This window comes from Pseudanabaena sp. BC1403 (assembly GCF_002914585.1).
Taxonomy (GTDB): Bacteria; Cyanobacteriota; Cyanobacteriia; order Pseudanabaenales; family Pseudanabaenaceae; genus Pseudanabaena.
This window is the reverse complement of sequence record NZ_PDDM01000003.1, coordinates 112339-124448: the sequence shown is the minus strand read 5'-3', so window position 1 is coordinate 124448 and position 12110 is coordinate 112339. Positions and strand designations below refer to the sequence as shown.

The 12110-nt window shown below is 40.7% G+C and carries 12 protein-coding genes and 1 riboswitch; of the genes, 3 read left to right on the top strand and 9 right to left on the bottom strand.

What is annotated here, in order from left to right:
- Positions 1–6: 6 nt before the first annotated feature.
- Positions 7–1299, bottom strand: a complete 1293-nt coding sequence (locus CQ839_RS04390) for a P-loop NTPase fold protein (protein ID WP_103667061.1) — start codon at positions 1297–1299, stop codon at positions 7–9.
- A 358-nt stretch (positions 1300–1657) separates the two neighbouring features.
- A riboswitch (cobalamin riboswitch) is annotated at positions 1658–1806 on the top strand.
- A gap of 26 nt (positions 1807–1832) precedes the next feature.
- On the opposite strand from CQ839_RS04390, the gene CQ839_RS04385 reads away from it, so the two are divergent.
- Positions 1833–2282 carry a hypothetical protein gene (locus CQ839_RS04385; protein ID WP_103667060.1) on the top strand — a complete coding sequence of 150 codons (450 nt, stop codon included), beginning with the start codon at positions 1833–1835 and terminating at the stop codon, positions 2280–2282.
- A gap of 76 nt (positions 2283–2358) precedes the next feature.
- On the opposite strand, the gene CQ839_RS04380 is transcribed toward CQ839_RS04385, so the two are convergent.
- The gene (locus CQ839_RS04380) at positions 2359–3057 is read right to left on the bottom strand and encodes a glutathione S-transferase family protein (protein ID WP_219817715.1); all 699 of its coding nucleotides are present in this window, start codon (positions 3055–3057) and stop codon (positions 2359–2361) included.
- Positions 3058–3137: 80 nt separating this feature from the next.
- Here CQ839_RS04380 and CQ839_RS04375 point away from each other — a divergent pair, with 80 nt between their 5' ends.
- Complete coding sequence (locus CQ839_RS04375; RefSeq protein ID WP_103667177.1) at positions 3138–3590, top strand: MarR family winged helix-turn-helix transcriptional regulator; 453 nt, start codon at positions 3138–3140, stop codon at positions 3588–3590.
- A gap of 262 nt (positions 3591–3852) precedes the next feature.
- Here CQ839_RS04375 and CQ839_RS04370 read toward each other — a convergent pair whose 3' ends face one another.
- The 7 genes from CQ839_RS04370 to CQ839_RS04340 all read right to left on the bottom strand — a co-directional run bounded on the left by CQ839_RS04370 (position 3853) and on the right by CQ839_RS04340 (position 10155).
- Positions 3853–4062 (bottom strand): chlorophyll a/b-binding protein, encoded by a 210-nt coding sequence (locus tag CQ839_RS04370; RefSeq protein ID WP_103667059.1) that lies wholly within the window; start codon positions 4060–4062, stop codon positions 3853–3855.
- 236 nt (positions 4063–4298) lie between these two features.
- A complete protein-coding gene (locus CQ839_RS04365) occupies positions 4299–5735 on the bottom strand; it encodes a mechanosensitive ion channel family protein (RefSeq protein WP_103667058.1) in 1437 nt (478 codons plus the stop codon).
- Positions 5736–5780: 45 nt separating this feature from the next.
- The gene (locus CQ839_RS04360; RefSeq protein ID WP_103667057.1) at positions 5781–7913 is read right to left on the bottom strand and encodes an adenylate/guanylate cyclase domain-containing protein; all 2133 of its coding nucleotides are present in this window, start codon (positions 7911–7913) and stop codon (positions 5781–5783) included.
- A gap of 228 nt (positions 7914–8141) precedes the next feature.
- On the bottom strand, positions 8142–8423 hold the full coding sequence (locus CQ839_RS04355; protein WP_103667056.1) for a Txe/YoeB family addiction module toxin: 282 nt from the start codon (positions 8421–8423) through the stop codon (positions 8142–8144).
- Complete coding sequence (locus CQ839_RS04350; protein ID WP_103667055.1) at positions 8410–8694, bottom strand: type II toxin-antitoxin system Phd/YefM family antitoxin; 285 nt, start codon at positions 8692–8694, stop codon at positions 8410–8412. The genes CQ839_RS04355 and CQ839_RS04350 overlap by 14 nt, the downstream gene beginning before the upstream one ends.
- Positions 8695–8712: 18 nt before the next feature.
- Positions 8713–9417, bottom strand: coding sequence for a response regulator transcription factor (locus CQ839_RS04345; protein WP_103667054.1), 705 nt, complete (start codon positions 9415–9417; stop codon positions 8713–8715).
- A gap of 282 nt (positions 9418–9699) precedes the next feature.
- Positions 9700–10155, bottom strand: coding sequence for a ubiquinol-cytochrome c reductase iron-sulfur subunit (locus tag CQ839_RS04340; protein WP_219817714.1), 456 nt, complete (start codon positions 10153–10155; stop codon positions 9700–9702).
- A 361-nt stretch (positions 10156–10516) separates the two neighbouring features.
- Here CQ839_RS04340 and CQ839_RS04335 point away from each other — a divergent pair, with 361 nt between their 5' ends.
- The gene (locus tag CQ839_RS04335; protein ID WP_103667053.1) at positions 10517–12088 is read left to right on the top strand and encodes an ATP-binding protein; all 1572 of its coding nucleotides are present in this window, start codon (positions 10517–10519) and stop codon (positions 12086–12088) included.
- Positions 12089–12110: the final 22 nt, after the last annotated feature.

The following is a 12110-nucleotide window of genomic DNA, read 5'->3' as shown; positions in this document are numbered from 1 at the left end:
TTTCCTCTAATCATCCAAAATTGGATTTACATCAAACCAACTATCACCTTGATATTCATACTCAAACACAAACTGGCTCTTGATCAGCGTCTGATACTCTGACTCACCTCTTACCTTCTTATCCTGTTTTACTTTCGCAATTAGTTCCCATTCATCTTCAGTAATTGTTTTGATTTTATTATTCCGCTCCTTAGCGATGATACTCTCGACCAACTTAGACGTAATCGGTGGATCGTCCTGCTCTAGGCAACCATATAGCAGTCGAAATAAATTACGAACATGACCACCACTAGCTTGACATAAGCGATCGAGAGTTTGAGGTGAATCAAATACTTTGTTCACAAATTCACTATTAATTCGTTGGACGGAATTAACCTTTGGGAATGCCCTCGCCATCACAATTTGTCTGAGTAGCGCCATTCCTGCCTCACACTCACTGCCGTCCTTTAATCTTGCAGGAACCATTGGCAAAGTCTTAATATCGGTTCCAAATCGACTCGTCACGATCGCAGCATCATTAGAAAAAGTTAGCAACAATGGAACCGTATAAACTACATGGCAATCCAAACCCCGCAACTGATCGCCCCGTTCGACAAATAAATATCCCGCCCTTGACTGTTCTTTAAGATCGATGCGGTTTTCAATGCGATCGAGATTATCCACAATCACTACTAAGCCTTTCTTGCCAGCAGCTTGCAGTCTTTCCTTTGCAGGAGCCAGTAACTCCTTATTAATGGAAGTAATAATGCTATTGGTGCGTGATTCCAATCTTTCGCGCATTTGCCGACGCAATGACGGGCTATTCTTGGCTTGAGCCGTAATCTCGGCAATCCCCACTGACAGCTTAAAGTTTGCACTCAGATCGAGCTTGGTTTGCAAAATATCCTTCAGTTCGCCAAACAATTTCTTGAAATATTCTGGGATGATATTGATCCCTTCCTTTTCCAACCCATTACTGAGTTGTCCTGCGATCGCTAACAAAATATCGCTCGCATCGACATCACTCAGTTCTAACTGGCGATCGCATTCAAAATAAGCGACATGAAACTTTTTCTCGGTCAGTTCATGCTTCAGCCGCAAAAGCTCTGTCGATTTGCCGCAGCCGATATGTCCTGTAAATAACTGACAGGTTGACTCATCGGGTGAAATCCTCACAATCTTACGAGATAAACTTTCAATTAACTTTTCACCCCGCACCGTTGAGAGATCAACATAATAGCTGCGATCCTCTTCATTACTAGAATCAAGAGGATGCGTCGGGTTGCAAGCCTTATAAAATCGCGAAAGTTCAAGATCCATAGTCGGATTTTAGGATGAGGATGAGCCATATCAAATGCCGCCTATCCTAATATAGCGGATGCAATACCAATTCACGAAAGCGTGCTAACACTTTTGCGAATTAAAAACCAAACCCAGTAAGGGTTTTAAAAGTACCAAATGACAAAGCCATTTTGTGTTTTTGTCTAAACCAGCCTATGAAAAATCGCCAATCCCCATAGATGTTAGGACTTACGCAAATAAACCAAGAACTCAAGTTCTTGGCTCAAAGCTCAAGTCCACTGAAGTGGACTACAGAATAGTTTAAATTAACCCGTTTCAACGGGTTTGAGCTTTTAGCCCGCACTTGAGTGCAGGGCTATGTAAGTCCTAATGTTATACTTTTACTTCAGCTTTCGGTTTTAGTGAGGAGCAGTCACTAAAAGTAATGGGGAAAGATTGGTGCAAATCCAACGCTGTCCCGCAACTGTGATTTTCTGTTGATCAGCAGAAAGAGTCAGAACGCCCGCCGAAGCTCATTTCAAATCCATAAATCTACATCTACGAGGTAATAGATGAAGTTAAAAGATAGCGACTGGCAAGGCAATTTTGGCTATTGGCAAAAAAGCTTTATTCACGCAAACCTAATGATGATCGGCTATTCGGCATGGCAAGGCTTTTTGCAGAATGGTCGAGGAGTCGTAGTTTGTGATATTGATCGCAGTGCGATCGCTCCCAGTAACACAGGCTTAGAAGTTACTCCATTTAAATCCCAATTTATTGCTGAACAAGAATTAATCACTTCAATTCAAGCTTTTTCTCTCGATCAAGAATTGATCACAGTTCTTGTACATGCAGTTGGTAACTACGCCCCAGCCCAAGAACTTGTTCTGCTCATGAAAATGGAACAGCATCTCGAAATAAATCTATTCCAAAATCTAAAAATCTTTCCACCCGACTGTTACGAGCAAGTCAGCCGCCGTTGGGAAGAGTTTCAACCTTCCTTAGAAACATACATTAGATAATACTTACCCCACCCTAGCCCTCCCCTTGCAAAAGGGAGGGAACAAGAATTTAGTAGGGTGGGTATTGCCCACCTTACTAATTCATCAACTCGCTTAAAAAACTATTTCTCTTTTTGAGAAACTCATCTAATAAATCGTAATAGTTTTCAGAAACTGCTTGTTGTACAGATGGTCTTTCCAACAAGGCTTTGCGCCAAGCATTAATCTTGGGAGTCCGATCGCTAAAGCCAAAATTTTGATAGCGATCAAAGGTGACAAAGTATCGGAAGATGGGCGCATAGACTGCATCGATCAGTGAAAACTTTTCACCAGCAAAAAATGGAGATGCATCTAATTGAGCTTCGAGGATTTCTAGATTTGCGATTAGATCCAAACGTTTTGTTTCAAAAGTCTCTTGGTCTTTAGCCGCATAGAATCCCGCAATTTTTGCAAGTAGATTTGATCCAAACTCAATCCAAGAGCGATGTTTAGCTTTTGTTAAAGGATCTAGTGGATGTAGAGAATTTGGGGTGATTTCATCAAGATATTCACAAATTACAGCAGATTCAAATAGGACTTCGCCATCAACGAGTAGAAGAGGAACTTTGCCGAGTGGCGAAATTTTAAGAAACCAGTCTGGTTTATTGCCAAGGTCAATATATTCGCGATCGCAAGGTATTTGCTTTTCGATGACGGTGATTAGCGATCGCTGTACATAGGGACAAAGAATATGGCTAATCAGTTTGAGTTTAGGCAACATGACAAGAGTGTTATTAATATTTGAATATAGTTGCATTTGCATTAATTGCAATTGCAACTAATATTAATTTAGCATATTTAATTGCAATTGCAACGATTTTTTCTCATACTGTTAACATGTCAACTAATTTAGCCTTAGATCCTTTACGAAATTTAGCTTGGCGATCGCTTTTGACCGTCCATAGCAAGTTGCTTGATCGCATTGCCGAAAAAATCACTCAAGCCGAGCTGCCGCCGTTGGAATGGTATGACGTAATGCTCACACTAAAAGAAGCTCCTGATTACTCCTTGCGATTGAGTGAGTTAGCTGAAAAAGTTCTATTAAGTCGCAGCAATCTAACCCGCCTTGTTGATCGCCTTGAAAATGCAGGCTTTCTCTATCGCAAGTCCTGTCCCAATGATCGACGGGGAACTTATGCTGTCTTAACAGAATCAGGTCTAGCAATGCAACAAAAAATGTGGATAGTTTATGCAGAGGGGATTTCCGAGTATTTTGCTAGCCACATCTCAGATGATGAAGCGAGAACCTTACAGCAAATCTGCGATCGGTTATTAAGTAAATTAGCATAATTAAAAACCCGAACATCTGTACCGTCCGCGTAGCGGGCGGTACAGATGTTCGGGTTTTTAATTTAACTTTGCTTAGCTACTTATCCCAATTCCCGAAAGTGTGGCTAAACTCTCTCGTAATAAATTCAAAACCAAAAGAGAATTGCGGCGCTTTGCGCCGCAACTCTCTTTTGGTTTTTGCAATAAAAAACCCTACCAAAAGGTAGGGTCGAATAATCGTTTTTACTTTATCTCAAACATTTTGATTAGGAACGGTCATTGCTTATACGTTAGCAAGCCACCAAACCAACCCATGCCCCGTAGAAAACTCAAGGATTAGCAAAGATACAAAACCAATCATCGCCAATCTTCCATTCAACAATTCTGCGTAAGGTGTAAAACCAGCTTTTTGGGTTTCTTCAACATACATCTTAGGCTCAACTGCGAAATTGTTGAGAACACCGCGCTCATCGACTCTATAACTGTTGCTCATTGCTTTGTCCTATGTGTGAATTCCTTATGTAAAGAAATATAACAAAGTGTTTCAAAGTGTGAATCTAGCTAAAGGTATGCTTAGAAGCTTTACTTTGCCTATACAAAGAGGTATGCCAAGAATAAATGGTGCAGGGCAAAGCCCTGCACCATTTATTCTTGGCTTGGAAGCTAGTAGTCAAGTCAAAATCCAAGAATTTATTGGCGGTGCTTTGCACCGCCAATAAATTCTTGGGTTCACGATTTTTGAATTGTATTTACCACACGACGGCGAGTTTCTAAGATCTGGCTTATTTCACGGGCAAAACTAGGCTGGCGATCGATCATTTGATTAACAGCATTAGCAGACAGCATCATCACTTCTAAATCCTCGATCGCAGTTACTGATATCGGACTAAGCTCACCAGAAAAAAGCGTCATCTCACCAAAAAACTCGCCAGTCTTGATTGTTAATAGCTCATGTTCGATATGCTCGCGATCGCTGACGGACATGATCGCCGTACCAGCGATCACAATATACAGCGCATTATTGTTGACTCCTTGCCAGATTACTTTCTCACCCGCGCCAAAATGTTGTAAATCAATACCATCGGCAACAGAATCAGGGTTTTGTAATGGTACAAAGGCAGGTACAGATTGCAGGCTTTCAGTAAATTTTTTGGTAGTTCCCTTAGCCTGTAAGGTTGGCCCATTGAAATGATAAAGAGTCCGAATGGGAAAAGGAATTGTCAGGTTGTTACGTTGGGCGGCATACCAGATCCGACTCATAAAGCGATCGCGAATACTTTCAATATTGCTATAGTCATCGATAAAAAATTTTACTTCGTAGGTAATCGCAAAGTCATCGTAGGAAATGGTAAAAATCTCTGGCTCTGGGTCTTTTAAAATGCCTTCTGTCTCCAGAGCCGTAGTCAATAGGACATGTTTTGCTAAATTGGGCGGATCATTATAGGAAAACCCATGACGAATTCGTTCTGCATGAATAGGGATTGGACGGCTAAAGTTGCGAATAATCGCATTGCCAATCAGCTTGTGGGGAATAATCACCATTTCGCGCTCGAAGGTTTGCAACCGCACGGCTCGCCAATTGATATCTATCACCTGTCCCGTCAAATCATCGACTTCCAGCCAATCACCAACAGAAAATGGCCGCTCAAATATCAATGCAATACCTGACATGACACTGCCGAGAGTATCTTGAAGTGCTAAACCAATCACAATCGAGCTAACGCCTAAGGCTGTGACTAATCCTGCGAGATCAGCATTCCAGACCTTCGCAAGGACGATCGCTACTCCCAAAAGTACTAAAAACAATCGAAATAAATCAATTAAGAGTTTAGGAACTCGCGCCCGCCAAGTATCAGCTTTTGCTTGCTCAAAAATGATCGCATTCAGTAACGATAAAGCCGCGTGCAGTACACAAATCCAAAATAGAGTTTGGACACTTTTAACAATGTCATCATCAGCAGGACGTTGCAACACATACTGAATAAACAGCATGAACGCGAGCATTGGTAGTACCAAGTTTCGCACTACTTGTAATGTGGCTGCAAGGGGGCGGCGGCGGTGTTGTAGGCGATAGATGACTTCGCCCAGAATAATTACTGACAGAGCCAATCCGACAATTAAAGCGATCGCCGAAATAAATAAATGATTGGTACTAGGTTGCAACATGTTGAGATTTCCAATTGAAGTTAAGAACATGGATTTGTCATGTTTTTAACTTGGTTTAATTTTGATCGTGCTTTTGAGATGCCACGCTTCCAAAATAACTTCCCCATCCTCGATTTTGGTGGCTAGTGGCGCAAACTCGTAGAGGTCACATAGACGATTGTAAATATCTCGAGAAACTAAAATTGCACCTTCAGGACAGGCGGACTTTAAAGCGCTAGCAATATTAATCGTGTCGCCCCAAACATCATAGATAAATTTATTTCTGCCAACGATGCCTGCAACGATATCGCCTGAGTTAATCCCTAAGCTGATATTCAATTTGAATCCACGCTCTTGGCTAAACCTCCGCACGATCGCTTGCATTTCTAGCGCAAAATCAATCGCTCGTTTATCATGGTCGAGATAGGGAACCGACAGACCACAGACTGCCATATAGCTGTCACCAATGGTTTTGATTTTTTCCATGCCAAAGCGATCGGCGGTTTCATCAAAACTAGTGACTAGATCGTTGAGAATGCTGACAATTTCGTAAGCTGTAAGAGAATCTGACAACTTCGAGAAGCCCGTCAAATCAGAAAATAGCACCGTCACATTAGAAGCACTTTCGGCAATATTCTTTTCACCTTGTTTTAGACGTTTAGCGATCGCCGCAGGAAAGATGCTTAGCAACAATTGCTCATTTTCGCGATTTTTTTCTTCGACTAATTCGGTCTGATCGTGCAAACTCGACACCATTAAATTAAAAGATTGCGCGAGTTCTCCAAATTCATCTTCAGTTTCTAAAACTGCGATCGCATCCAATTGCCCCGCAGCCACTTTACGAGCGCTGGTAATTAATTGATTAATCGGCTTCACAAATAAAGAAGCCATCACCATTGCCAATAAAATTACTAACAACATTAGCAAAGTTGCCGAAATTACTAACTGTCTTTCAAAATCATAAATCGGAGCATAGGCTTCTGCTAAATCTATTTCTGAGAGAATTGCCCATTTTAATCCTTCTATTTGTAACAGCGAGTAAGAACTCAGGACAGGAATATCACGATAATCACGGATAATTTTAATATCTTGCTTACCCATCATCGCTTCCTCAACAGCAGTAGTCTTGACAGCTTGAGCCAAAACCGAGGTCTTGTATTGGCGAATCCGATTAATTGTTTCGTTATTTACCCCTAAAGCAACTAGAGTTTTTAAGTATTCTTCAGGTGTTTCAATCAAAAATCGCGAAACCGATCGCATTAAGTAATCTGGCCCAACTAGATAGGTTTCACCACTTTTGCCTAAGCCATCAGCTTCCCATTTGCGATTACCTGTCATCACATTATTAATCTCATCAACAGGTACTTGAATCGCGAGAACGCCGATAAATTTATCTTGATTATAAATAGGAGCGGCAATAAAAGCGGCTGGAGCACCATAGGAAGGAGCGTAAGACTCCAGATCGATAATCCGCGCATAGTCTTTTTCTTTAGAACGGCGTACTGAGGCAAATAGACGGGCAAGATTGCTTTCGTTGTAAGCACCAACAGTGAGACTAGAAGCAAAATCTGTCTCTTTGTAAACTGTATAAACTATTCTGCCATCAGGATCAATTAGGAACAAATCATAGTAACCAAATTTCTCAATAATATTCCGAAAGATCGGATGATAACGACCGTGGAGGCGACTATATTCACTACTATCATTGGCTTTGTCTAAGAGATGCTTTTTGCCAATAGGATTAGAATTATTGGCGATGTAATGATATTGCAGATAATTACTCGCGATCGCTTCAGGTAAAAATGAATTCAGAACAGGAGAACCTTGCTCTGTTTGCGCTAACTTGGGCAGAAATTCGTTTTGATAATATGCAGTAAGTTTTGACGATGCATCGACTGGTAATGGCACAGTTTCAAGCTGTCGGTATGCATTCGTAAATTCGGCGATCGCTATTCCCACTGAAGGATCATTACTCAGCGTTTGAATATGATTGCGAATTGTTTTGAAATAGGATTCGATTTGATAAGCCTTAGAAGCCCGCACACTGGTTAACTGATTAAATACGCGATCGGTCAAATTGGACTTCCCGCTTTGATAACCCAGATATGCAGTCACGAGGATCGAGCTACTGCTCACGGTTAGCAGCATTACAATCAGTTTCGACTTAATACTCAGCCAGTTAAATTTAAACCATTGCATATAAAAAATTTATAAGCTCAGGGATGAACAGTATCTAGTACTTTTCATCCCTAAGTTCAATATTAAGAGCAATGTATTTTAGGTTAGAAATTTCTAGAAAAATGTTAGTGGATAACTCACTGGACATACAACAATTTTTAATCGAATGAATCAACACATTTTTTAAAAGTGTTTATTTACAGCACTTTTAAAAAATGTGTTGGTTAGGATTGGAGCGCAAAGCGCTTGCTAATAGTGATATCGACATTGCAAAAATTTAATATAGTTAGTCTCAACTAAATACACCAAGCGATGTTCTTGATTAATACGGCGAGACCATATACCCGAACCGAGATACTTCAAAGGCTCTGGCTTACCAATCCCACTAAATGGATCTCGCATGACTACATCAACCAGATCCATTATTCTCAAAGCAACCTTGCGATCAACAGATATCCAATGCGTTAAATCTACACGGAAATCCTGATCGAAAATAGCCTCTCTCGGTAAAGGCGAATTATTCTTTGGCAAGTCCTAGCTCCTTGCGTAAATCATCAGGTGACTGAGGAAAATGAGAACTGGTTCTAGCACGATTAATAGCATTTAAAAGACGTTCTGCATTTTTGGGCGATCGCAGAAGATGCATAGTTTCTAATAAACTTTGTAATTCGTCAGCAGCAATCAAAGCAACATTTTCTCCACTTTGACTTTTGACATAGATAATCTCTCTATCATTGACAACACGATCCAGTAATACGTTTAAATCTGCATTAATCTGCGCCTGAGTTGTTTCAGTAATCATCTTTATTTCCTCGCTTTTTTATGAATAAGCCTCAATCAAGCCATGTTGTAACGCATAGCGAACCAACTCGGTACGGCTGCTAGTACCAGTTTTACTAAATAAACGACTGACATATTTCTCAACATTCCGAATAGTTGTACCAAGGCGCTTAGCGATTTCTTTATTCATCAAGCCTTCAACTACAAGCTCTAAAACACTCTGTTCACGAGGTGTAAACTCAATCTTGATCGGTGGTGGGGTCACCTTAACCTTGATCGCTGCCTTCTCTTTCAGCAATTCCTTGATTTCTGCAAGCTGACCTGCCAGATCTGTTATTTCTGAAGTATTACTATTAGCTGTAACTGCTTGGATCGCTCGACGGGCGATCAAATTTTCCGCGATCGCTACTAGTTCATCAGGATCAAAAGGTTTAGACAAATAGGCATCACAACCTGCGTTATAGCCCTCGATGCGATCCTTGGTCATGCCCTTGGCTGTCAAAAACACCACAGGCAAATTTAAAAAGCGCACATCTTCACGCATTTGCTTTAGAAATTCATACCCACTCACCTGCGGCATCATGATGTCCGAAATCACGAGATCTGGTGTGGTTTGCTCTAGTAGTTGCCATGCGTCTCGCGCATTGTTAGCAACTTGCACTGCAAAGCCACTATCTTCGAGATAGGCTTGCACCGCCTCTCTCAGACCTGGTTCATCATCCACAAGCAGGATATGTCCTGACATAGTTATCCTTATAGTTATGCTGTTATTTTGCGATCGCAATATCTACCAATATATAGCAATCCCAAATCATTTATGCCGTTGCCGTAAAACGCCAAGAAACGAGTAGCAGCGCGGAGCGCTACCACTCACTGAATAATACTGAGAGAAATCAAAAAACCCAAAGTTGTAACCGAATTCGCAACAACTTTGGATTTTATTTTCTATAGCTCTATTACGGCGCTTTGACACAAGACAAAAAACAAAAACTAGTTAAAAGTCTCGTAAAGCAGAACTTTTAACTAGTTATGCACTAACCAGTACTTGTCCATTCTCAATTTTGGCAGTAAAGCGTTGTAAGGGTTTATCAGCTGGCCCTTGGCGTACAGCACCGTCAGCGGCAAACTTAGCATCATGACAAGGACATACAAATTCTGTGCTTGCCGACTTCCACACTACTGTGCAGCCTTTATGAGTGCATGAAGCATTAACAGCCAAGACCTTTGTTGCATCATTAGGATTGCGTACCACAGCAATTTTTTTGTCTGAGGAAACCAAAACCTTGTCTTTGTCCAGTTGAGCAACTGTACCGATCGCTTTGAAATTACCACTAGGTGCAGCAGCTACACTTTCAGGTGCTGATGTAGGTACTGACGCAGTAGGAGGAGCAGCTTCACTACATCCAATTAACGACGAAGGCAGAAGGCTAGCCAACCAGCCTAAACCAAACCAAGAAAGTAACTTACGGCGATTCAGATTCATATGTGTTCTCTGTGCGTTAGCTAAATATTTAGTGCAAACATTAACTCAGTCTAGATAATACCAATTCACAAAAGTGTGGCAATACTTTCGTGAATTAAAAACCAAACCCAGTAAGGATTTTAAAAATACGAAATGGCGCAGCCATTTTGTGTTTTGGTATAACTAGTATAGCGATCGCTATTTAAAATTTGCTATTTATACCAATGCCCAAAAGTGTCGTCACACTTTTGGGCATTAAAAAACAAGTCCAGTAAGGGTTTTAAAAACACGAAATGGTTACGCCATTTTGTGTTTTGGTATTAGATTAAGGTTTGTGATAGGTCGTAAGTATATACTTGTGTCTGCCTAAGTTTGTAAGAGCATGAGCGATATTTTTACTATTGTCTTAATCGTCCTTGGCGGATTTGTGATGTTTCTTGCGATTAAAGAAACACGAAAGATTTTGGCTTTGATTCAAGACAATAAATATCGCCAGAACTGGAACATATTGCGATCGCTGATGGTTTTCTTCCTCTTCGGTTATTTTGGGGTATTAATACTGTTCTATTTGAAAATCCAATGGCTCATCTTGGTTCTCACAGGAGTTATCTTCTTTTTTGGCGCTTTGTTTGTCTACATGGTGGTCAAAGTTGGCTTTCTCACCATTCAAGACTTGATCAAGACTAATATTTTAAGAATAGAACTTCAACAACAAAAAGAGACATCGGAAGCGATCGCCCGAACGAAATCTGAGTTTTTAGCCACAATGAGCCATGAACTTCGCACCCCGATGAATGGCGTGATTGGTATGACTAATCTGTTGCTAGATACTCACCTAGAGCCAGAGCAACGCGAATATGTGGAAACAATCAATACTAGTGGTGCAGCGCTATTAATGCTGATTAATGACATTTTGGACTTTTCCAAGGTTGAATCAGGAAAAGTCGATTTGGAATTACAGCCTTTTGAAATAAGAGAATGTATTGAGACTGTGCTCAGTTTAGTTGACTTCATGGCTAGGGAAAAATCCTTAAGAGTCCACTACTCAATTGATCCGCAGGTTTCTCCACTAATTGAAGGAGATATTAACTATTTACAGCAAATTTTAGTCAATCTGGTGGGGAATGCAATTAAATTTTCTTCTGGGGGCGAAGTCACTATTGATATCAGAAAGTATCAAGACAATCAACTTGTTTTTGCTGTAAAAGATACTGGCATCGGCATTCCACCTCACAAATTAGATAAATTATTTAAACCGTTTTCGCAAATTGATTCTTCTATAACCCGTAAGTTTGGAGGCACTGGTTTAGGATTAGCCATTTGTCAAAAGCTGATCAGCTTAATGGGTGGTGATATTTGGGTTGAGAGCATTTTGGATCAAGGTACAACATTTTCATTTGCGATTCCCTATTATCCCGTTGCAACGAAAAGATATCCTGCCATAGAAATTGTTGATCATGGATTAGATGTGTCTTCAGAGCGCCCAGCCGAGAGTAATCAGAACAAAGCTTTATCTAGTAACATCCCCAAATTAGCTGCACAAATTCCCCTCAAGATTTTGCTTGCTGAAGATAATCCTGTCAATCAGAAATTGGCAAATCGTCTTTTTGAGAAGATGGGTTATGGTATTGATATTGCTACAAACGGAATCGAAGTATTAGAAGCCATCCAAAAACAATCCTATGATTTTATTTTCATGGATGTGCAGATGCCTGAGATGGATGGCTTAGAGGCAACTAGGCAAATTCGAGCTATGGAGGAAAGTGGGCAAATTGAATTATCTAACCTAACTTCGTCAAACCAATCTATTCAAATTATTGCAATTACTGCTAATGCGACGCAGGACGATCGCGACAAATGCTTTGCCTCAGGGATGAATGATTTCATTGCCAAGCCATTTAAGGTCGAGCAAATTCAGACTGCGATCGAAAGATGGGGACGCAAGCAGCCATAATGCTGAATACAAACGATTACTC